A 20,941-nucleotide genomic window follows, 5' to 3' on the forward strand; every position below is an offset into this window, starting at 1 on the left:
AGGGGCTCAGAGGCGTCCCGAGGCGGGCTCAGGGAAGGGCTCCGGGAGGAGGGTCAGAGCGGGACGTTGCCGTGCTTGCGCGGCGCGCTGTGCTTGCGCTTGTCGCGGAGCATGGCCAGGCCGCGGGCGAGCGCCGCCCTGGTGTCGGCCGGGTCGATCACGTCGTCCACGAGCCCCCGCTCCGCCGTGTACGTGGGATGGATCAGCTCGCGCTTGTACCGTTCGAGCAGCTCGGCCCGCTCGGTGACGGGGTCGGCCGCCGCGGCGAGCTGCCGGCGGTAGATGATGTTGACGGCGCCCTCCGCGCCCATCACGGCGACCTCGTTGGTGGGCCAGGCGAGCGAGAGGTCGGTGCCGATGGAGCGCGAGTCCATGACGATGTACGCCCCGCCGTACGCCTTGCGCAGGATGACCGAGATGCGCGGCACCGTCGCCTCACAGTAGGCGTACAGCAGCTTGGCGCCGTGCCTGATGACGCCCTCGTACTCCTGGTCCTTGCCCGGCAGGAAGCCCGGCACGTCCACGAGCGTCACCAGCGGAATGGAGAAGGCATCACAGAATCTGACAAAACGCGCCGCCTTCTGGGCGGCCTTCGCGTCAAGCACGCCGGCGAGCACCGTCGGCTGGTTGGCCACCAGGCCGACCACCTCGCCGTCGATCCTGGCCAAGGCGCAGATCACGTTGCCCGCCCAGTTCCGGTGGGTCTCCAGGAAGTCCCCGTCGTCCACCAGCTCCGCCAGCACCTCCCGCATGTCGTACAACTTGTGCTGCTCAGCGGGGACGATCTCGGCGAGCCTGGGGCGCACGTCGGTGGCCGCGCCGCAGGTCGGCGCGGCGGGCGGCCTGCCCAGGTTGTTGCTCGGCAGCAGCGACAGCAGGTCCCGCACGGCGGCCAGGCACTCCTCCTCGTCGTCGTGCACGAACGTGGCCACGCCTGAACGGCTGCCGTGCACCTGGGCGCCGCCCAGCTCGGCGTGCGTCACCCGCTCGCCCGTGACGGCCTCCACCACGTCCGGCCCTGTCAGGTAGAGCTGCGCGGTGTCGCCGGCCATGAACGTGAAGTCGGCCAGCGCCGTGGAGTAGGCCGCGCCGCCGGCGCACGGGCCGAGCACCACGCTGATCTGCGGGATGACGCCCGACGCCTGCACGTAGCGCTGGAAGATGCCGCCGTAGCCGTTGAGCGACATGACGCCCTCCTGGATCCTGGCGCCGCCGCTGTCGTTCAGCCCGATGAACGGCGCGCCGGTCGACAGCGCCAGCTCCATCACCTTCTGGATCTTCAGGGCGTGCGCCTCGCCGAGCGAGCCGCCGTAGATGGTGAAGTCCTGCGCGTAGACGAACACGCGGCGGCCGTCCACGGTGCCGGAGCCGGTCACCACGCCGTCGGTGTGCGGCCGCTGCCGCTCCATGCCCAGGCCCTGCGCGCGGTGCCTGCGCAACATGTCCAGCTCGACGAACGAGCCCTCGTCCAGCAGCAGGTCCAGCCGCTCGCGGGCGGTGCGCTTGCCGAGCCTGCGCTGCCGCTCCACGCCCCGGTGGTCGCCGTCGGCGATGTCCTGGCGCAGCCTGCCGAGGTCGTCGCGGAGCCGGTCCATCGAGGGGGGCGCCGGCTGTACGGCCCGTTCGAGTTCTTCTGCGGTGATGTCCAGCTCAGAGATGCTCATCGTCTTCTCCTAACAGGCTTCTCCGATTCCTTCAGTGAAAGATCGGAGCCCGCTGGGTGTCACCTCTTGGTGTGCCGGACCGGGCCGTCAGATCCAGTTCTCCTCCTTCGCCCGCAGCGCCGCCTGGAAGCGGTTGGCCGCGCCCAGCCTGGCCATGAGGTCGGCCACGTAGCGGCGGTAGGTGCGTACGGAGATGTCCAGCTCGCGGGCGGCGATCTCGTCCTTGTCGGCCGTCGCCATCACGGTGAGGATGCGCTGCTCCATCTGCGACAGCGCCGGCTCCTCCTCCTGCGGGTCGAGGTGGCGGCGCAGGTCCACGGCGCCCTTCCACAGGCCCTCGAAGTAGATGTAGAGCTGCGAGATCAGGCCCGGCTCGCGCACCAGCAGCGCTCCGGCTGAGTGGTGCGAGGGGTCGATGGGCACGACGGCCACGCTGCGGTCGTACATCAGCATGCGGTCCATGTGCTCGTCGGTGATGCGGATCTCCGCGCCGAGGTTGACCAGCTCGCGCAGGTAGGACAGCATGCGCGGGTCCTCGATCGCCTTCGGGTGGAAGATCTGCTTGAGCGCCAGCCCGCGGCGCAGCGACCGCTGGTCGAGCGGCAGCGCCGACTCGATCATCACCTCGGTGAACGGGCCGCCGGGGTGCAGGCAGAGCGTCTCCTTGTAACAGAAGAACGCCAGGTCGTCCAGGCGCTGGCGGACGCGTGCGCCGTCCTCCACCCGCTCGATGTCGAGGACGGCGGCGCCCTTGTCGCCCTCCCGCTTGTCGTCCTGGAAGGAGGAGATGGCGTCGCGGGCGCTGAACACCCGTCTGATCTCCGCGTTCAGCTCCTCCAGTCGCTGCTCGACCAGGCGTTCGATGGCGACGCGCGGGTCGGTGGCGGTGACGCGGTAGCGGTCGGTGAGGTCGATCATGGACAGCCTGCTGAGCAGGTCCACGGCCTCCTCGACCGTGTCGGGGTCCATGCCGAGCGCCTCCGGCACGGAGCCGACGCCCTCGCCCTTGTGTTTGAGGAAGAAGCGGTATACCTGTTCCGCCTGCGGGGTGATGCCAATGACCGAGAGATCCATCGCGCACCTCCTGCCTGCACATGGAGCTCCTGGCACCATCATCGGTGGCCGGGGGCGGCGCGTCCCCTCGTATCGTGCGGTGTGTCAGGGGATCGGGCAGGGCAGCACGGTCGCCGATCGGGTGGCCCGGTAGCAGGCCGCGCCGGGGCAGACCACCTTGGCCACCTGGCCAGGCGTCCCCGGCTCCACCGCGACGGGCTCGTGGCCGAACCGGTGGGCGGCGATCTCCGGCCAGCTCGCCGGGCGCAGCCCGCCCAGCTCGTGCACCAGCGACGTGTCCGCCTCGACGGCCATGCCCTCCAGGTAGGCGGCGTAGTCGCCCTCGCGGTGCCACACCGCGAAGCGCCGCAGCGAGTCGGGCAGCGGCAGCGTGTGCCACGGCTGCGCCCTGGACGCCATGGCGAGCAGGAACGCCTCGCTCACCGCCGACTTCACGGTGCGGTCGGCGGCGACGGCCAGCGCGCCCGCGTCCCCGCCGACGGTCACCAGGGCGACGCTGGCGTCCTGCGCCGACAGCACGAACGCCGACACCCGCAGGCCCAGGCCCACCGCCGCGTCCATCACCCCCGGCGGCAGCAGCCGGTCGAGCTGCTCGGAGACGCGCAGCAGCGGGCGGTGCGGGCCGGCCCACCAGCGCGCGACCACGTCGTGGGCGAAGATCTCCGCGATCGCCTCCGGGACGCCGTGGCCGACCACCCCGCTGGTGGCCGGTTCGACGCCGGACTCCTGCCGGTCCAGCCAGACGACCTCGGCGGGCAGCAGGTAGCGGTTGCCGGTCAGCAGGCCCACGCCGGGCACCGTGCCGCCCGCGCTCCGGGGCGGGTCTTCGACGAAGTCGTCCAGCCGCAACTCCTTGGCGGCGGCACGCCCGCCCGCACTCCTGGACGTCCGTCCGGCCGGCTCGCACAGGGCGCGCATGGCCTCCGCGCGGGCTCGGGCGCGGGCGCGGGTGCGGGCCTCGTGACCGGAGAAGCCGGCCACGATCACCGCGACCTCCGCGCCCCCCTCGCCGGCGGCCTCCGCGTAGGCCAGGTGAACGGCGCCGCCCAGGCAGTCGACCACCTCGTCCACTCCGGCGGTCGACCACGAGCCTGCGGGCACGGACGCCATTGCCACTCCTCAGCCGGGAACAGGAAAGCCTGCGCCTTCAGTACAGGTGGCGCCCGCCACGGCAGTCAACGTGCCGCCCCTGATCGAGCAATCGCAGAGAAGCCCGCCGCTGACAGCAACCTGCCAGGCACGCCCAGCTTGCTGCCCGGCCCGAAGCTGTCCCCGCGCCGGTGCCCGCGTGCACCGTGGAGGCATGGACTCCTACAACATCACCACGCGGTTCCTCGGCGCGGGCCGGGCGGACGCGACCGCGCTCATCACCCGCGCGGGCCCGATCAGCTACGGCGAGCTGCGGTCGCTGGCCGCCCGGGCCGGGAACGCGCTGCGCGCGCTCGGCGTGCGGCGCGGCGACCGGGTCCTCATCGCGGCGGGCGACGGCGCCGAGTTCGTCGCCACCTGGTACGGCGCGCAGCAGATCGGCGCGATCACCGCCGAGGTCTACACCTATCTGCGCCCCAAGGACTACCGCTACTTCGTCGACTACACCAAGCCCAAGGTCGTCCTGGCCGACCCTGCCGTTCTGGACAACCTGCGCGCCGCCGGCGCGACCGACCTGCTGGTGACGGGTTACCCGCGCGGCGGGCTGCGCGCCGGTGAGCACCACTTCGACACGCTCGTCGGCGCCCAGTCCGACAGGCTCGACCCCGTCCACGTCGGGCCTGAGGACCCGGCGATCTGGAAGTTCACCACCGGCAGCACGGGCGCGCCGCGCGCCTGCGTGCTGCCCGCGCGCAGCCCGCACCGCAGCTTCGAGTGGTACGCGCGCGGCGTGCTGGGCATCGGCGAGGACGACGTCGTGCTGCCGGTGCCGAAGCTGTTCTTCGGCTACGCCCGCGACCTGGCCGCGCTGTTCCCGTTCGGCGCGGGCGCCGCGGGCGTGGTCTTCCCCGAGCGGAGCAGGGCCGAGACGATCTTCGAGCTGATCGCCGAGCACCGCCCGACGATCCTGGTGAACGTGCCGACCATGATGAGCGCGATGCTGGCCCACCCCGGCGCCGCCCGGCAGGACCTGAGCTGCCTGCGGCTGTGCACGTCGGCGGGCGAGCCGCTGCCTCCCGAGCTGCACCGGCGCTGGCTCGACACGTTCGGGGTGGAGGTGATCGACGGCATCGGCTCCTCGGAGGCGTACCACATCTATCTGTCCAACCGGCCCGGGCGCGTGCGGCCGGGCACGCTCGGCGAGCTGGTGCCCGGGTATCGGGCCAGGGTGGTGGACGAGCACGGCGCGCGGGTGGGCGACGGCGAGGTCGGCCGGTTGGAGGTGACGGGCGACACGGTCGCGACGGAATACTGGCAGGAGCCGGTCAAGTCGGCGGGCACGTTCGTCCGCGAGCGCACCGTCCTGTCCGGCGACCTGGTCAGCAGGGACGCCGACGGGTTCTACCGCTTCCACGGCAGGGCGGACGACATGCTGAAGGTGGGCGGGGTGTGGATCGCGCCCGCCGAGATCGAGAACTGCCTGCTGACGCACGAGGCGGTGGCGGAGTGCGTGGTGGTGGGCGAGCAGTCAGGGGGGTTGAGCAGGCCGCGCGCCTACGTGGTGGCCACCGCGCCGGTGTCGGCGGAGGAGTTGAAGGCGTACGTGCGGGGCAGGCTGGCGCCGCACAAGTATCCCAGGGAGATCACGCTCGTGCCCGGGCTGCCGCAGACGGCCAACGGCAAGGTCGATCGCCGTGCTCTGGCCGCCTAGAATCCGTCGGGGTGGCCGAGGAGGTCACCGCCGCCGAGCTCGACTCGATCTTCAAGGTGTCGGACGAGCACGACGGCCTTCAAGGTGTCGGACGAGCACGACGGCGACGTGGACGGGCGCATCTCACTGGCGGAGTTCCTGGTCGCCTGGCACAAGTGACGAGCGCCCGCCGCTGCGAGCGCGTCCCTCAGGCCGCGCTCCTGTGCGAGACCCGGCCGGGACGGACGCCTGTCAGGCCGCGCTCCTGCGCGGGAACTGGCCGGGACGCCGTCCGGCGCCCGCAGGGCCGCGGTAGGCCTGGGCGATGTCCAGCCACCGGTCGGCCTCCTCGCCCACCGCGGTGACCGCGACGTCGGCGCGGTGCCTGCGCCGGGTCACCAGCAGGCAGAAGTCCTCGGCGAGCCCGCTGACGCGCTGCTCCGCGTCCTCGGGCCCGTACGCCCACAGCTCGCCGCCAGGCCCGGTGATCTCGAAGCGGAACTCGGCGCCCGGCGGGGTCTCGCCCCTCGACAGGTAGCCGAAGTCCTTCGTGAGCACCGCGAACACCACCAGGTGCCGCAGGCTGTCGCCGCGCCGGAGTGACACCCCGAGCGCGTCGGCGATGTCCTGGCCGTGCGCGAACTGCTCCATGATGCCCGCGCACGCGAGCACGATCGGCGGCAGCGGGTTGACCAGCCACGGCACCGTCTGGTCCGCCGGCACCGAGGCGAGCCCGCTGACGGCGGCGGAGCGCTGGGCGCGCCACTTGGTCAGCAGAGTGGCGGGCGTGTCGTCGGCGAACGCCTTGAGCGCGGCGTTCACCGCGCCGTCGAAGTTGTGCTGCGCGTCCTTCGTCAGGTTCTCGAAGGCCGCCGCGTCCGTGGCCGCCGTGGCGGCCAGCCGGAACACGAACGTCAGGTGCGCGATCTGGTCGGCGATCGTCCACCCCGGCGCGGGGGTGGGCAACTGCCACTGGGCCGGTTCGAGGCCTGCCACCAGGCTGTCGAGCTGGTCGCCGTCCGAGGCCAGGTCGCCGAGTACGGCGTCGAGTTCGCTCACGGGTCCGTCCTTTCCACCGATGAAACGTTGACTGGGGTGAGCGCGGGGAGCCGGTCGGCGACGCGGCGCGCGGCCGACAGGCTCGCCCACGCGGTGAGCTCGATGAGCGCGCGGTCGTCGTGGCCGCCGCTCCGGGTGCTTCGGCAGGCCGCGATGGTGCCGTCGCCGACCTGGTAGGGGGCCAGCGCGGTCAGGAGGGCCAGCGTCGCGGCGGGGCGCTGGTCCGGCGGCAGGCCGGCCGCCGCCTCGGTGGCCCAGGCGCGGCTGGGAGGGCCGGCTGGCGGGCCGCCGTCCGAGGGCATGACGGGCGGGCCGCCGTCCCATGCCGCGAGACGTTCCGTGACCAGCTCTCGGACGGGGGCGGGCACCGAGCGCTGCCCTGCTCTCTCGATGGCGGCCGACGCTCTGGCGAACGCGTCGGCGAGGCGTCCTGTGCCCGTCCACGCCAGGAGGTCCGGCGGCGCGGGTGCGGCGGGCAGCAGCGGCAGCGACAGGCCGGGCGGCGGGGTCCTGCGGGCGGCCGGGCTCATGATCCGGCCGAACAGGCGCAGCGCGGGGCCGCGGGCGCGGCGGGGCAGCTCGGGCGGCAGCGGCGAGTCGCCGAGGAACACCGCCACCATGCGGTTGAGGTAGTGGAAGGTGACGGCCACGGCGACAAGGCTCGCGTCCGGTGCGAACGGCCGTCCCGCGTCCGGCGCGTGAGGCCGTCCCGCATCCAGCACGGGCGGCCGTCCCGCGTCCGGCGCGTGAGGCCGTCCCGCATCCAGCACGGGCGGCCGTCCCGCGTCCGGCGCGTGAGGCCGTCCCGCCGCCACTCCCCCGCCGCCCAGGGTGCGGGCCCAGGCCGCCACGGACGCGAGCCGGGGATCGTCGTGCCCCGGCAGGCCGCGCAGCGTGGCGCGGTGCACGTCCACGCAGTACGGGCAGGCGTTGGCGGCCGAGACCTCGCTCGCCACCACCTCCTTGACCACCCGCTCGGAGGCGCCCCCGCACAGCAGCGACTCGCGCAGCATCACCCAGCAGGCCGCCAGCACCTCGGGCGCGGGCGAGTGCAGCAGGACGGGCGGGGCGGCCATGCCGAAGTCCCGGACGAGCTGCGCGTACACCCGCGCCACGAGCCCGTGTGCCGCGCGCGGCGGCACCGGGGAGACGTGGCGCACCTGGGCGAGCACGCCGCGCGCCGTCGCGAGGGCGAGCATCCGGCCCACGTCACCCTCCCAGGGCGGGCACCAGCGGCGCGGTGCCGCGCCGGCCGGCGGTCGAGCCGCTGGGCGCGGGCGCGCCGTAGGTGACGTCCACCCCGCGTTCCCGGGCCGCGCGGACGATGGCGGGCACGGCACGTTCGGCGAGGGCGGAGATGGTCATGGCCGGGTTCACCGTGAGCGCGCCGGGCACGGCGGAGCCGTCGGTGACGAAGATGCCCGGGTGGCCGCGCAGCTCGTGCCGGTCGTCGAGGGCGGAGGTGCGCGGATCGTCGCCGATGCGGCAGGAGGCGAGCGGGTGCACGGTGTACGCGCCGACCAGGTCGTTGGTCCAGGGTGTGACGCTGGCCAGGCCGTCGCGTTCGAGGATGTCCTTGCACTCGGCGTCGGCCATCGCCCACGCGGCCTGCGTGTTGAGCGTCGGCTTGTAGCTGAGCGTGCCGAGGCCGAGCATCTGCTGGGAGACCCGGTCGGCGTTGCCGCGCGCGGGCGGTGGGCCGAAGACGCCCTCGTTGTCGTCCTCGATCATCTGGAAGATGATCAGCCACTTCTGCCAGTGGCTGAGCAGCTCCTTCTTCTCCAGGCCGAACCAGCGCGGGTCCTGGCCGCCGGTCAGCGCGAGGATGGTGCCGAGGCCGGGCGGGAAGTAGAGCTGTTCGAGGGAGAAGCGGGTGTATTCGGGCAGCGAGCCGTCCAGCCGGTCCCAGTTGGCCACCGTGGGCCCCTTGCCGATCTGGAACGCCGCCGGGTCGAGCTCCAGGCCGAGCACCTCGCGCACCCGGTCCTCGTTCAGCACGGCGGTGTTGAGGCGTTCGCCGTTGCCGGAGAAGTAGCGTCCGACGGCGTGCGGCATCGGGCCGAGCTCGGCGGCGCTGCGCTGCAGGATGACCGGCGTGGCGGCGGCGCCCGCCGCGAGCACGACGACCTTGGCGTCGATGCTGCCCTCGCCGGCCGTGATCCGGTAGTCCTCGGCGTCCACGAGCTTGTAGTGCACGCGGTAGCCGCCGTCCGGGCTCTTGGCGATGCTCTGCACCTCGTGCAGCGGCCTGATGCGCGCCCCGTGGGCGAGCGCGGCGGGCAGGTAGTTGAGCAGCAGCGACTGCTTGGCGTCGAAGCGGCAGCCGGCCATCATCCAGTTGCAGTTGACGCAGGCGGCGGTGTCCACGGCGGCGGGCACCGGGTTGGCGGTGCGGCCGGAGTGCCGGCAGGCGGCGGCCCACAGCCCGCCGGAGTAGGACACGTCGTCCCAGCCCTGCCGGGTGATCGCGATCGACTCGGCGACGCGGTCGTACCAGGGGTCGAGCGTGTCGCGGGTGATCGACGACGGCCACATGCGGCGGTTGATGCCGCCGCGCCGGTCGAAGACGAAGCGGGGCGCGCGCGGCATCGCGGCGAAGTAGACGACGCTGCCGCCGCCCACGCAGTTGCCGCCGAGCACGCTCATCCCGTCGCCGACCGTGAAGTCGAAGATCCGCGTGTAGGACGAGCCGAGCTTGAAGTCGTGGTCGTACTCGTCGGCGGTCAGCCACGGGCCGCGCTCCAGCATGACCACGTCGGCCCCGCCGGCGGCCAGGTGGTAGGCGGTGATCGCGCCGCCGAAGCCGGTGCCGACCACGAGCACGTCGGTGCGCTCGACGCTGTTCATGCGGGACTCCCTGTGTCGGTGGTGCCGGGGTGGAGGTCGGCGAGCTGCCTGCCGTAGGACCAGGCGCGGAAGCGCCACAGGCCGTCCGGGTCCGGCTTGGCCAGGCGCATGGAGGTCAGGCCCGGGTGGCCGGCCTCCAGCGCGGCGACGGTGCCGGTGTGCGCGGCCGAGTCGTAGGCCATGTAGCAGAACAGGGACAGCAGCACCCACAGCGCCTTGTCGGGGTGGCCGGGCGCGGTGAGCACGCGGACCAGGGCGGTGCGCTGCCCGAAGTCCAGCGCCACGAACGGCGGGACGTCCCCGTCCAGGTCGAGGCCGTGCTGCCCGGCGTGCTCGCGCGCGTGCTCGTTGAGTGCGCGGGCGTAGCCGTCCAGGCTCTGGCTGATGCCGGTGGCGTCCCAGGTGATCAGCTCCATCGCGCCCGCGGCCACCGCGCCGCCGGTGGGGCTCGCGCCGGCCACCGCCCTGTCCTGGCCGGAGCGCTTGGCGCCGGGAACGATCGTGTCGGCGAACGCCTCGAGCGTGGTGACCATCGTCTCGTGGTCCGTGGAGAGCTGTGCGCTCATGGGCCTTCCTTACGTGGATGAGGCGTCCAGCGCGTCCCTCAGGGTGTTCAGCGCGCGGACGGTCTGGCTGCGTACCGTGGATGACTCGTTGCCGAGGACCCGCGCGGTCTCCTCCACGCTGCGGTCCTCCCAGAAGCGCAGGAAGATGGTGGCGCGCTGGCGGGGGCCGAGCCTGGCCAGCGCGTCGCGCAGCATCATGCGCTGGCTCACCGGGACGTACGGGTCGTGGGCGGCGGCGGCCTCGGGCGGCACGCCGAACAGGACCTCCCTGGTCCACCGCGACGATCTGCGGTCGCTGATGAGCAGCCGCGTCATGACGCGGCGCGCGTAGGGCGCCATCCTGTCCCGCCGTTCGAGCTCCGGCCAGCGCAGGAAGATCGTCATGAGCGTCCGCTGGACCAGGTCGTCCGCCTCGTGCCAGTCGTCGGACAGCGCGTACGCGATGCGCCGCAGCGCGGGCCTGGTCCGCTGGACGAAGCGCGTGAATTCTTGTTCGCCCCGCCCTTCGGCCATAATGTTTCGCTCCCCGGTTTTCCGCCGTCGGTCGATATTCAGAGAATCGATCGGCGTACTTTGCGGCACAACCCCTATCCGCGCGCCCGGCGCCCTTATTCGAGGGGGCACCCCTATTCTCGGGCGCGGCACCCCTATTTCCGCCGCATCCCCGCCGGCTCGCGGCCGAGGCGCTCGTACGCTCGAAGGATGGCCGATTCCCTTGGTCGCCCGCGTGGCCCCCCGCGCGCTCCGGCCTCCTCACGACAGTTGACAACAATCAACAGGGTTTTGCAAGGAAAGCCGTCGCGACTTTTTTCGGAACAGTTTCGCGAACCGTGCAGCATTAACCCGGTCCCAGCACGTGTACCACCGAATGGAAATTTATCGACGGGGATCCGGAAAACGCGCATCGCCGGCCGATCCGGAAGCGGAGGGCCACATGGACGACGTCATCGAACGAGCGGTCATGCGAGTGATCGACGACATTCAGCAGAACTTCGGTGAGCAACTGACGATCGACGACATGGCGCACACCGCGATGTTCAGCAAGTTCCACTTCTCACGGGTGTTCCAGCGGGTCACGGGGCTGTCACCAGGCCGGTTCCTGTCGGCCGTGCGGCTGCGCGAGGCCAAGCGGCTGCTCGCCTCGACCTCGCTGAACATCGCCTACATCAGCCATCAGGTCGGCTACTCCAGCGTCGGCACGTTCAGCAGCCGGTTCACGCGGAGCGTCGGCCTGTCCCCCAGCCGGTACCGCCAGGTCCTGGGCGTGCCGAGGATGAGCCTGGCGGGCGGGGCCAGCAGGTCGCGGGGCGGCGGCACCGCCACCGTGCACGGCACGGTCACCTCGCCGCTGCCCGACCGGCCGGTCTTCGCCGGGATGTTCGTGGGGCAACTGCTGGAGGGCAAGCCCGCCAGCTACACCGTGCTCAGCCGGCCGGGCCCGTTCGTCATGGACGACGTGCCCGCGGGCCACTGGTACCTGCTGGCCCAGTCGGTGGCCGACGGCTGCGACGACGCCGTCAACCTGCCGCCCGCCAGCGACGTCTCGCTGTGCGTGGCGCGCCGCGGCCCCATCGCGGTCGGCGCCGGCGGCGGCAGCCACCGGGCCGACCTGGCGCTCAGGCCGATGGGCAGCTTCGACCCGCCGCACCTGCTCGCCCTGGGCGACGTGCTGGCCGCGTGGCAGGAGGACGACGGGTGGAAGCGGGAGGACACCGGGTGAAGGCGACCACGGACGCGCAGGGCCGCGAGCGGTGACAAATCACCGCTCGCGGCCCTTTTTTCCGCGCTTCCTACAGGACTTCGACGGTCATCGGCAGCCCGCCGCGCACCCGTAGCGACAGCATCGCCTCGGGCACCGCCGGCCGTCCCGGCAGGCTCGTCAGCCGCAGCTCGCGCGCCACCGACGCCAGCACGAACACGGCCTCCATCATCCCCAGGTGGCTGCCGACGCAGAACCTCGGCCCGGCGCCGAACGGGATGTAGGCGTACCTGGGCCGGTCCGAGCGCGCGCCCGGCGCGAACCGGCCGGGGTCGAACCGCTCAGGGTCCGGCCACCACGCCGGATGCCGGTGCAGCGTGTACGGGCTGATCAGCACGTCCGCCCCGGCGGGCACCCGGTACCCGCCCACCTCGTCGCCCGTCACCGCCACGCGGGTCAGCGCCCACACCGGCGGATAGAGCCGCATGACCTCCTCCAGCACCATGGTGGTGTAGGTGAGCCTGGGCAGGTCGTCCACGGCCGGCGGCCGGTCCCCCAGCACGGAGACGGCCTCCTCGCGCAGCCGCTCGCGCACGTCCGGATGGCGGTCCAGCAGGTGGAAGGCCCACGACAGCGTGCTGGCCGTCGTCTCGTGCCCCGCCAGCAGGATCGTGATCAGCTCGGCGCGCAGCCGGTCACGGCCCACCCGCGGGTCGGGCGCCCCACCGGCGGCGGCGATCAGGCGGGACAGCAGGTCGTCCCCGCCGGTCGGATGCTCGATCCGGTGGGCGACCAGCGCGTCCACGACCCGGTGCAGCTCGCGGCGCGACCGCCGGAAACGCAGGTGCAGCGGGAGCGGCAGCCACAGCGGCACCGCGCCCAGCGTCACCATCTCGAACATCGCCTGGTCCTGGACGCCCTCGAAGCCGTGCCCGATGGACTCGTACGCGCCGAGATCGGCCTCCAGCAGCGTCCGCCCCAGCACGCCGAGCGTCAGCGCGGTCATCTCGTGCGCCACGTCCACGGGCCCGCCGCCGGCGTGGGCCCGCAGCCTGGCCACCAGCCTGCCCGTCTCCTCGGCGACGGCCGTGTCCTGCCTGGCCAGCCGCTTGTTCTGGAACAGCGGCTGGATCGCCTTGCGCTGGTCGCGCCACACCTGGCCGTGGCTGGTCAGCAGCCCGTCGCCGAGCACCCGCCTGGCCTCGGACAGGCCGAGGCCCTTGCGGTAGCCGGCGTTGTTGTCGGCCAGCACGTGCTTGGCGTGGTCGGGATGGTTGAACAGGTAGAGGCTCTTCGGGCCGATGGTGAGCCTGACGGCGTCGCCGTACCTGGCGACGGCGTCGGACAGCATGCCCAGCCGGTCCGAGACGAGCTGCCTGAACAGGGCGGGCCCGGCCCACAGCGGCGGGCCCGGCGGCGTGGCACGCACGCGTGCCGGCGCCGCCGGTCGAGTCTGGACGGCCATCACGCCGCGACCTCTTCGAGCGAGGCGAACCTGCCCCGGTAGACCAGCAGCCCGTCGCTGCCCGGACGCTGCCGCATCGACAGCACCTTGCCGAGGAAGATCGTGTGGTCGCCGCCGTCGTAGGTGCGCCACAGCTCGCACTCGAAGCACACCGCGGCGTCCGCGATCAGCGGCACGTCCGTCAGCTCGCCGGGCACCACGTCCACCGCGGCGAACTGGGCGGCGCCCGTCTCGCGGTAGCGGTTGGCGAAGTGCCTGGCCTCGGCCTCCTGGTGGGCGGCCAGCACCGACACGCCGAAGAACGAGCCGCCGTCGAGGAACCGGTGCATGCTCGCCGACTTCGCCACGCAGATCAGCAGCAGCGGCGGGTCGAGCGAGACCGAGGTGAAGGAGTTGGCCGTCATGGCGTGAGGGACCGGGCCGCCCGTCGTCACCACCGTGACACCGGTGGCGAAGGCGCCGAACGCGTGACGCAGCGCCGCGGCGTCAGTCACACTTTCTGTCAGTGCGGTTGATGAGGAGACGTGCACGCTGACCTCCTGTGATCGGCGTCTAGGCGGCGTACGGTTCGAGCGCGCCCACCAGAGCGGGCGGCACCCTCGACGGGACGGTCCTGGTGTTCGGCCCCCGCATGCAGGCGACCCGCTGCCGGCCGCGGGCGACGAGCAACTCCCCGTCACCCGGGCCGACGCGCACGTAGTCGAAGCCGAACTCGAGCTGGGTCTGGGCGAGCTCGATCAGGCGCATCCTGATCGACAGCTCGTCGAAGGCTGTGATCTCGGCGAAGAACTCGCAGTCGACCTTCAGGGTGAACAGCTTGAGGTCGTCCTGGAGGTCGGCTAGCACCTCGGGGGCGCACTCCTTGAGGAAGATCTCCCTGCATCTGCCCTGCCAGCGCAGGTAGTTGACGTAGTAGACGTTGCCCACCAGGTTGGTCTCCTCGAAACCCACCGTGTGGCGATACTCGAAGTACTTGTCCATCTGTCATGACCGCCCTTCGGTGGTGAGAACCGCGACCACCACGGGGTCGTTCAGGCCCCGCACGGTGGTCGCGAGGGTCGCGATGCGGGCGCCGGCCGTGTCCAGCACCACCCAGCCGTCACCGGAGGCCGCACCCACTTCCGGCCCCGCCGCCGTGCTCGGGCTCGGTGCGCCCGCCGTGCTCGGGCTCGGTGCGCCCGCCGTGCTCGGGCTCGGTGCGCCCGCCGTGCTCGGGGCCGGTGCGGCGGCGGCGCTGAGGGTGGGGAGTCCGGCGTCGCGGAGGCAGGCCGCCGCGGCGCGGACGCGGGCGGTGGCGACGTCGCCGCTCTCCCCCGCCTGCGCGGCGATCCGCTCGGCGAGCGCCGTGTACGCAGCCTCCGCCGCGCCGCCGACCGGGGTGATGGCGCAGGCCACCGTCCCGGCACCGGCGACGCAGAGCGTCAGCCCCGGCACGTGGGCCAGCGCGCTGCCGCCGGCAGGGGCGTCGTGCAGCCGCTGCCGCGCCAGCTCCGTCAGCTCGTCGCCGGGTTCCGCGACGACCGCGACAGCGGCGCCGGCCAGATCCCCGAGCCGCCTCTCGACGTACGGCCCCAGCAGCGCCGCAGCCCACGGCCCGCGGCCGTCCTGCTTGCGCACGGCCTGCAGCCGCAGCCCCTCCCAGCGCTCCACGAGATCACCGGTCTTGGTGCGGACCGCGATGTCGTACACGTAGGTGTCACCGTCCCTGCTCCGCTCGGCCGCGCAGTACCGCACCTCGTCGAGGTCGTCCAGCGCGGCCCCGCCGGGGCGTACCCGGTCGATGCCGGTCGGCAGGAGCGTGGCGTCGGGCACGCACACCTGGTTGCCGTGCATGAGCGCGTCCCGCATGCCGGGGTCGCCGAGCAGCAGGTCGCCCGGCAGGTAGCCGGCGAACCAGGAGCCGTCCCGCTCCACGGCGAGGTCGGCGTCCACGTGGCGGGCCGCCGCCCGGTGGTAGCGGCGCAGCCGCTGGAAGCGGCTGCCCTGGAAGAGCACCTGCCCGTACAGGTCGGTGTCGGGGTCGAGGGCGACGGGGGGCAGCCCGTCCGGGATCTGGCCGGGCGGGCCCTCGGGGGCGGGCCCGGCGTCGAAGCGGAGGTCGGCGCTGAAGTGGTCGACCTCGAAGCCGGTCTCCGCGCTGCGGATGGTGACGGCGACCGTGTCGTCGCCGGTGGCGGCGGCGGCGATCCTGAGGGTGGTGCTCGACCCGGGCGGCACGATGATCGGCCGGGAGAACGCGGCCCGTTCGATGACGGGCGCCTCCTGGCGGCCGGTGGCGGCGCAGGCCACCTGGCTCATGGCCTCCATGCCGATCACGGCGGGGAACAGCAGGTTCCCGTCGAGCAGGTGGTCGGCCAGGTAGAGGTCGGTGCCTGCGTTCAGCTCGACCTCGCTGACCAGCTCGACCCCGTGGTAGCGGATCAGCGGGGTGCCGACGAAGCGCAGCAGCGGCAGCTCAGGCTCGTCGCGCCGGACGGTGCCGACGCCCTCGGTGCGCCCGCTGATCACCACGACGCCCTCGACGGCGGGGTCGGTGACGAGCCTGCGCATGATCCGCACGCCCTGCTCGACGGGGATCGGGGTGATGCCCTGCTCGGTCAGCTTGTCGACGACGGACAGGCGTTCGCCCATGCCGACCTCGGACCACACCGACCATTCCAGGCACAGGCACCTGGTGTCCGGGCTGGCCGCGCCCGCCTCGGCGGTGAGGTCGGCCAGCCACTCGTTGGCGGTGGCGTAGTGCGCCTCGCCCTGGAGTCCCGCCCTGCCGATGATGCTGCCCAGGGTGACCAGCAGCCGCAGCCTGCCGGGGTCCACGGCGGCGAGCACGTTGCGCAGGCCGTCCACCTTGGGGGCGAACGTGCGGGCGAAGGCTTCCTGGGTCAGGCTGCCGATGCCGGCGGGGGCGTTGTAGCCGGCGCCGTGCAGGATCGCGGTGACCTTGCCGAGCGCCCGCTCTCCCGCGGCGACGGCCTGGCGTACCTGGCCGGGGTCGGCGGCGTCGGCCCTGGCGTAGTGGACGGTCAGGCCGGAATCGGCCATCCGCCGCAGGTTGGCGGCCAGCTCCTCGTCCTGGGCGGGGTCGGAGCGGCCGAGCAGCAGCAGCTTGGCGGCATGGGGAACGTCTCCAGCCGGGCCGGTCGCGGTGCCGGCCGCCGCAGCGCCCGCCATGGCGATCGCGCACTCCGCCGTGATGCCCTTGCCGCCGCCGGTCACGAGCAGCACGTCGTCCGCCGTGAGCGGCTGCTCCTCGCGTTCCTGACCGGCGGGCATCGCGCGCAGGGTGGGCACCCGCCGCACCCCGGCGGCGTCGTAGTGCACCTCGGAGAAGTCCGAGGTGGCCGCCACCTCGGCGACCACCTGACCGATCAGCGTGCCGGTCAGCTCGGGCGCCTCCGGCAGGTGCACGACGGTAGTGCGCAGCCCGGCGGCCTCCAGGTGGAGCGTCTTGGCCAGCCCGGCCGCGCCCCTGCCGTGCTGGACGAGGACGAACCGGGCGCCGGACCCCGCCGAGAGCGCCGACTTGGCGCCGAGCAGTGCCTGCTCCAGATCCTCCACAGCGCAGCGCGGCGGTAGGCACACCAGCACACCTGAACCGACCTTCTCCTGTTCGAGAGCCTCCTTCAGCGGTCGGGCGAGCGCCGCTCCCGCGGGCGCGAACAGCTCCCACCGGCCCTGCCGCTCCTCGGCCGCCCGCCGGGGCACCGGCAGCTCGTCCAGGTCGACGGTGAACGGCCGCACCCAGGTGGCCGCGGCGGCGACGCCGTGGGCCCGCCGGTCGCGCGGCTGGGCCGCCAGCCGGTCGAGCGCCTCGCCCAGCTCGCCCAGGGTGGCGGTGGCCACGTTGGGCAGTTGCACGGCGGGCATGCCGAGGTGCTGGGTGGCCTGGTCGAGGATGTGCATGACGGTGACGGAGCTGAGGTGCAGGCCGTCCAGCGGCTTGCTGTCCGCGGTGACCAGCTCCAGCGGCAGCTCCACGCGTTCGGCGGCCAGGCGGCGCAGCAGGTCCGTGGTGGACTCGCCGTCGCGCTTGGCGCCCTCCTGCGGGGCCTGCCCGTTGGCGGTCTGCGCGGCGGGCTTGACGACCGCCTTGACGAAGGGCTTCGGCGCGGACTCCGCGGGGCTGGCGAAGAACGAGAACTCCGTCCCGATCTCCAGGGGGTGCACGAGGCGGCCGTGGAACAGCTCCTCGTGCGCGACGGGCACGCCGCTGACGTGGGCGGCGGCGACCACGGAGAGCAGCCCGGTGAGCGACTCGCCGTCGGTCTCCAGCGCGACCGCGGGCACGTCGGTCAGCTCCTCGGCCAGCCCGCTGAGCACCCGGCCTGGCCCCACCTCGACGAGCAGGTCGAGCCCGTCGGCGGCGGCCCGCACGGCCTGGGCGAACCGCACGGGCGCGGTGATCTGCCGCAGGAGCAGCGCGGTGACGTCGGTGCCGCCGTTCAGCTCGGCGCCGGTGACGGTGGAGACGACCCGGCGGGCGAGGGGGGTGAACCGCTCGCCGTCCAGGGCCTCGCCGAGCGCCTGCGCGGCGGGCGCCACCAGCGGCGAGTGGAAGGCGTGCGAGACGTTGAGCCTGGTCCAGGTCAGGCCCTGCCTGGCGGCGGCCTGCCCGACCTGCTCGATCGCGTCCACGGGGCCGGCCACGACGGTCTGGTTGGGCGAGTTGTAGCCGGCGATCACCACGGGCAGGTCGCCGATCAGCCGCTGGACGTCCTCGGGGCCGGCGCGCAGCCCGGCCATCGTGCCGGAGTCGCTGTGCCGTTCCATGGCCCGGCCGCGCTTGCCGGCCACGCGCAGGAGCGCGTCCTCGTCCATCGCGCCGGCCCAGCACAGGGCGGACAGCTCGCCGAGGCTGTGCCCGACGCCGACCTCCGCCTCGATGCCGAGCGCGGACAGCGCGCGCACCCCGGCCATGGAGCCGGTGGCGATGCGCGGCTGGGCCACCGAGGTGGCCACCATGTCGCCGGTGGCGGGCAGGTTCGCCGTCCGGTAGAGCTCGTCCACGCATTGCAGGCGCCTGCGCAGCGCGCCGCCGCCGGTGCCGCGGCCCGAGCCCTGGCCGGGGAAGAGGAAGCCGACGCGGGGCCTGGCCGAGGCGCGGCGCAGCCACGCCTTGCCGTCCGGGGTGAACAGCTCGTCCTCGCCGGAGTCCAGCGCGGTCAGCACGCGGCCGAGCTGCCGTTCGGCGTCCTCGGGCGAGGCGACGACGGCCGCCGCGCGGTACGGCAGGCCGCGCAGCCCGCCGCGCAGCGTCCCTGCCAGGTCGCCGAGCTGGGCGTAGGAGACGGCAGGCACGAACGCGGCCACCTCGGCCACGCGCCCGCGCAGCTCCTCGCGGGTGGCCGCGTCGAAGAGGAACAGCTCCGCGTCCTGCTGGGCGGTCGCCAGCGCCCTGGTCCTGCTGGACATCCTGCGTTTGGGCGCGTCGGCCTCCAGCACGACGTGCGTGTTGATGCCGCCGAACCCCATGGCGGTGACGCCGGCGCGCAGCGGCCGCCCTTCGGGCCACGGCTCCGCCTGGCGCAGCACGCGCAGCGCGGCGGGCTCCTCGGCGAGCACGGGGTGCGGGTCGACGCAGCCGATGGTCGGCGGCAGCACCTGCTCGTGGACGGCCATGGCGGCCTTGATGAGGCCCGCCACCCCGGCCGCCGCCTTGGCGTGGCCGATCATGCCCTTGATGGAGCCGACGGCCGCCGGCGGCGCCGACGGGTCGGCGGCGGCCCTGGACTGCGACAGCGCGGTCAGCTCCGTCGCGTCGCCGATGGCCGTCCCGGTGCCGTGGCCCTCGAACAGGGACACGGTCTCGATGCCGAACCCGGCCCGCTCGTACGCGCGGTCGAGCGCCAGCCGGTACCCCTTGATCTCGGGGCGCGTCATGCCGCCCTTGCCGTCGGAGGAGATGCCCCATCCGGCGACGGTGGCGAAGACACGGTGCCCTGCGGCCAGCGCGTCGGCCTCCCGCATCAGCACCACGATGCCGCAGCCCTCGCCGGGCCAGAACCCGTTGGAGTGCCGGTCGTAGAGCCGGAACTCGCCCTTGGCCAGCGCGCCGGTCTTGGCGAAGCCGATCACCTCGAACGGGTCGATGGACAGGTCGACGCCGCCGGCGATCGCCACGTCCAGCTCGCCGTCGGTGAGCGCCTTGGCGGCGGTGACCACCGACAGCAGCGAGGAGGAGCAGGCGCCGTCCACGATGTAGCCGCCGCCGTGCAGGTCGTAGTGGTTGCAGATGCGGCCGGCGATGGTGTTGGCCAGCCCGCCGGCGAGGGTGTCCTCGTCCACGGGCGGGAACGGGTCCTTGTAGACCTCCTCGTAGCCGGCCAGGAAGGTGGCCAGCCGGTCGTCGTCCCAGCCCTGCTCCTTCAGGGCGGCGGCGAGCGTGCGCCGCACGTACGGCCAGCGCAGCCGCATGACGTTGGCGCGGGTGAACTCGCCGGTCAGCGTGTTGCCGACGACGACGCCCGTGCGGGCGCGGGGCAGCCCGTCGCCGTCGGGGAAGCCGGCGTCGGCCAGGGCGCGGCCGGCCATGTCGAGGGCGAGCCAGTGGGTCAGGTCGGTGGAGCGGTAGGTGCTGCCCGCGATGCGGTGCGCCATCCGGTCGAAGGTGTAGCCCTCGATGACCGCGGCGGTCCTGGCGTAGAAGGTGTCGGGCGTGGCCGGGTCGGGGTCCCAGTAGTCCTCCAGCCGCATGCGGGCGTCGGGCAGCCGGCGGAAGGCCCTGCGCCCGGCGACGGCGTTCTCCCACAGCTCGCGGGGTGAGGCGGCGTCGGGGTAGCGGCAGGCCATGCCGACCATCGCGATCCTGGTCATGCCTTCGCGACCTCTCTGCCCGAGGCGGCGACCGCCTGCGCGGCCTCCGCGGTCACCCTGGCGGCGTCCAGCGCCCTGGCCTTCTCCACGATGTGCAGCGACCAGAGGAAGGCGCCGCGGATGAGGCAGACGGCCGCGGTGGCGAAGAAGATCCCGTACGGGATGTTCATGCCCATCAGCAGGCCGTACACGAGGGCGACGCCACCGCCGAAGGCCACCTGGGACAGCGGCCTGGACGGCGTGGTGCCGGGGTCGGTGATCATGTAGTTGGTGAAGAGGATGAACGCGACGCCGGTCATCATCGACAGGCCGCCCAGGATGGAGATGTCGTCGATGATGAGCCCGCGCACGACCGCCTGCAGCGCGTAGCCGCCGACCCAGGCGCCGATCAGCCACATCCGGTTGGTCAGCTTGCCGTTGAGCATGGTGCCGCCGACGATGATGATCGCGGGGATGATCCAGTCGATCGGGTTGTAGACGTTCTCTGTGAAGTGGTACGGCGGCGCGATGCTGGCCCACGGGAAGATGAGCAGGATCACCGCGATGCCGAGGTTGGAGGGGTTCATGAAGTGCCGAAGCCGGCCGCGGACGGGCGCTCTGAGCACCCACTTGGCGCCGACGGCGACGACGACGCCGAACATCATGACCAGCACCTGGTCGTTGACGTAGGTCAGCATGTTGAGGGCGATCGAGGTGATGTGCGCCGGCAGGAGGAACTCCATGAGGCCGCGCGGCCCGTTGCCGAGGAACCTGGGCGCCCTGCCCTCGGAGCGGGCGCCGATGACCTCCAGCACGATCTCCACGGTGTAGCCGGTGGCCAGCGCCACGAAGGGCCACGTCCACGGCTGCTCGAAGCCGAACCAGGTGTAGCCGAGGATGTTGAACACCGTGATGGAGATGGCGAACCTGCGCAGCGCGGTGATGACCTTGGGATCGTGACCCGGCTTGATGGTGACCGCCTTGTCTGCCATGTCG

Annotated in this window: 15 protein-coding genes; 2 read left to right on the forward strand and 13 right to left on the reverse strand. The window is 73.0% G+C overall.

What is annotated here, in order from left to right; translation table 11 throughout:
* Positions 1-53: 53 nt before the first annotated feature.
* The 3 genes from ABD331_RS38705 to ABD331_RS38715 all read right to left on the reverse strand — a co-directional run bounded on the left by ABD331_RS38705 (position 54) and on the right by ABD331_RS38715 (position 3,848).
* Positions 54-1,664: an acyl-CoA carboxylase subunit beta gene (locus ABD331_RS38705; protein WP_344486694.1), complete on the reverse strand. Its 1,611-nt coding sequence runs from the start codon at positions 1,662-1,664 to the stop codon at positions 54-56.
* 87 nt (positions 1,665-1,751) lie between these two features.
* Positions 1,752-2,738, reverse strand: coding sequence for a LuxR C-terminal-related transcriptional regulator (locus tag ABD331_RS38710; protein ID WP_344486696.1), 987 nt, complete (start codon positions 2,736-2,738; stop codon positions 1,752-1,754).
* 84 nt (positions 2,739-2,822) lie between these two features.
* Positions 2,823-3,848: a YcaO-like family protein gene (locus tag ABD331_RS38715; RefSeq protein WP_344486698.1), complete on the reverse strand. Its 1,026-nt coding sequence runs from the start codon at positions 3,846-3,848 to the stop codon at positions 2,823-2,825.
* Positions 3,849-4,041: 193 nt separating this feature from the next.
* Here ABD331_RS38715 and ABD331_RS38720 point away from each other — a divergent pair, with 193 nt between their 5' ends.
* Positions 4,042-5,538 carry a benzoate-CoA ligase family protein gene (locus ABD331_RS38720; RefSeq protein WP_344486701.1) on the forward strand — a complete coding sequence of 499 codons (1,497 nt, stop codon included), beginning with the start codon at positions 4,042-4,044 and terminating at the stop codon, positions 5,536-5,538.
* Between the two features lie 231 nt (positions 5,539-5,769).
* On the opposite strand, the gene ABD331_RS38725 is transcribed toward ABD331_RS38720, so the two are convergent.
* Genes ABD331_RS38725 through ABD331_RS38745 form a run of 5 tightly spaced genes read right to left on the reverse strand, consistent with a single transcriptional unit; the run spans position 5,770 to position 10,502 of the window.
* A complete protein-coding gene (locus tag ABD331_RS38725) occupies positions 5,770-6,576 on the reverse strand; it encodes a TIGR03084 family metal-binding protein (protein WP_344486704.1) in 807 nt (268 codons plus the stop codon).
* Positions 6,573-7,775 carry a carboxymuconolactone decarboxylase family protein gene (locus tag ABD331_RS38730; protein ID WP_344487056.1) on the reverse strand — a complete coding sequence of 401 codons (1,203 nt, stop codon included), beginning with the start codon at positions 7,773-7,775 and terminating at the stop codon, positions 6,573-6,575. The genes ABD331_RS38725 and ABD331_RS38730 overlap by 4 nt, the downstream gene beginning before the upstream one ends.
* 10 nt (positions 7,776-7,785) lie before the next feature.
* On the reverse strand, positions 7,786-9,423 hold the full coding sequence (locus ABD331_RS38735) for a GMC family oxidoreductase N-terminal domain-containing protein (RefSeq protein ID WP_344486706.1): 1,638 nt from the start codon (positions 9,421-9,423) through the stop codon (positions 7,786-7,788).
* Complete coding sequence (locus ABD331_RS38740; protein WP_344486709.1) at positions 9,420-9,989, reverse strand: DUF5987 family protein; 570 nt, start codon at positions 9,987-9,989, stop codon at positions 9,420-9,422. Before ABD331_RS38740 ends, ABD331_RS38735 begins: the two co-directional genes overlap by 4 nt.
* A 9-nt stretch (positions 9,990-9,998) precedes the next feature.
* Positions 9,999-10,502: a SigE family RNA polymerase sigma factor gene (locus ABD331_RS38745; RefSeq protein WP_344486712.1), complete on the reverse strand. Its 504-nt coding sequence runs from the start codon at positions 10,500-10,502 to the stop codon at positions 9,999-10,001.
* Between the two features lie 421 nt (positions 10,503-10,923).
* Here ABD331_RS38745 and ABD331_RS38750 point away from each other — a divergent pair, with 421 nt between their 5' ends.
* A complete protein-coding gene (locus ABD331_RS38750) occupies positions 10,924-11,709 on the forward strand; it encodes a helix-turn-helix domain-containing protein (protein ID WP_344486715.1) in 786 nt (261 codons plus the stop codon).
* 70 nt (positions 11,710-11,779) lie between these two features.
* Here ABD331_RS38750 and ABD331_RS38755 read toward each other — a convergent pair whose 3' ends face one another.
* Genes ABD331_RS38755 through ABD331_RS38775 form a run of 5 tightly spaced genes read right to left on the reverse strand, consistent with a single transcriptional unit; the run spans position 11,780 to position 20,937 of the window.
* Positions 11,780-13,153 (reverse strand): cytochrome P450, encoded by a 1,374-nt coding sequence (locus ABD331_RS38755; RefSeq protein ID WP_344486718.1) that lies wholly within the window; start codon positions 13,151-13,153, stop codon positions 11,780-11,782.
* Positions 13,153-13,647, reverse strand: coding sequence for a flavin reductase family protein (locus ABD331_RS38760; protein WP_344486721.1), 495 nt, complete (start codon positions 13,645-13,647; stop codon positions 13,153-13,155). The genes ABD331_RS38755 and ABD331_RS38760 overlap by 1 nt, the downstream gene beginning before the upstream one ends.
* Positions 13,648-13,705: 58 nt before the next feature.
* Positions 13,706-14,134 carry an acyl-CoA thioesterase gene (locus ABD331_RS38765; protein WP_148432702.1) on the reverse strand — a complete coding sequence of 143 codons (429 nt, stop codon included), beginning with the start codon at positions 14,132-14,134 and terminating at the stop codon, positions 13,706-13,708.
* A gap of 3 nt (positions 14,135-14,137) precedes the next feature.
* Positions 14,138-19,966 (reverse strand): type I polyketide synthase, encoded by a 5,829-nt coding sequence (locus ABD331_RS38770; protein WP_344486726.1) that lies wholly within the window; start codon positions 19,964-19,966, stop codon positions 14,138-14,140.
* Complete coding sequence (locus ABD331_RS38775) at positions 19,963-20,937, reverse strand: enediyne biosynthesis protein (protein ID WP_344486729.1); 975 nt, start codon at positions 20,935-20,937, stop codon at positions 19,963-19,965. The genes ABD331_RS38770 and ABD331_RS38775 overlap by 4 nt, the downstream gene beginning before the upstream one ends.
* Positions 20,938-20,941: the final 4 nt, after the last annotated feature.

The sequence above is a fragment of the Nonomuraea monospora genome (assembly GCF_039531895.1).
Lineage (GTDB): Bacteria > Actinomycetota > Actinomycetes > Streptosporangiales > Streptosporangiaceae > Nonomuraea > Nonomuraea monospora.

Excerpts from the sequence above, each read along its gene's own strand:
- ABD331_RS38705 (WP_344486694.1), bottom strand. The coding sequence starts at position 1,664 with ATGAGCATCTCTGAGCTGGACATCACCGCAGAAGAACTCGAACGGGCC.
- ABD331_RS38710 (WP_344486696.1), bottom strand. The coding sequence starts at position 2,738 with ATGGATCTCTCGGTCATTGGCATCACCCCGCAGGCGGAACAGGTATAC.
- ABD331_RS38715 (WP_344486698.1), bottom strand. The coding sequence starts at position 3,848 with ATGGCGTCCGTGCCCGCAGGCTCGTGGTCGACCGCCGGAGTGGACGAG.
- ABD331_RS38720 (WP_344486701.1), top strand. The coding sequence starts at position 4,042 with ATGGACTCCTACAACATCACCACGCGGTTCCTCGGCGCGGGCCGGGCG.
- ABD331_RS38730 (WP_344487056.1), bottom strand. The coding sequence starts at position 7,775 with ATGCTCGCCCTCGCGACGGCGCGCGGCGTGCTCGCCCAGGTGCGCCAC.
- ABD331_RS38735 (WP_344486706.1), bottom strand. The coding sequence starts at position 9,423 with ATGAACAGCGTCGAGCGCACCGACGTGCTCGTGGTCGGCACCGGCTTC.
- ABD331_RS38740 (WP_344486709.1), bottom strand. The coding sequence starts at position 9,989 with ATGAGCGCACAGCTCTCCACGGACCACGAGACGATGGTCACCACGCTC.
- ABD331_RS38745 (WP_344486712.1), bottom strand. The coding sequence starts at position 10,502 with ATGGCCGAAGGGCGGGGCGAACAAGAATTCACGCGCTTCGTCCAGCGG.
- ABD331_RS38750 (WP_344486715.1), top strand. The coding sequence starts at position 10,924 with ATGGACGACGTCATCGAACGAGCGGTCATGCGAGTGATCGACGACATT.
- ABD331_RS38755 (WP_344486718.1), bottom strand. The coding sequence starts at position 13,153 with ATGGCCGTCCAGACTCGACCGGCGGCGCCGGCACGCGTGCGTGCCACG.
- ABD331_RS38765 (WP_148432702.1), bottom strand. The coding sequence starts at position 14,134 with ATGGACAAGTACTTCGAGTATCGCCACACGGTGGGTTTCGAGGAGACC.
- ABD331_RS38770 (WP_344486726.1), bottom strand. The coding sequence starts at position 19,966 with ATGACCAGGATCGCGATGGTCGGCATGGCCTGCCGCTACCCCGACGCC.
- ABD331_RS38775 (WP_344486729.1), bottom strand. The coding sequence starts at position 20,937 with ATGGCAGACAAGGCGGTCACCATCAAGCCGGGTCACGATCCCAAGGTC.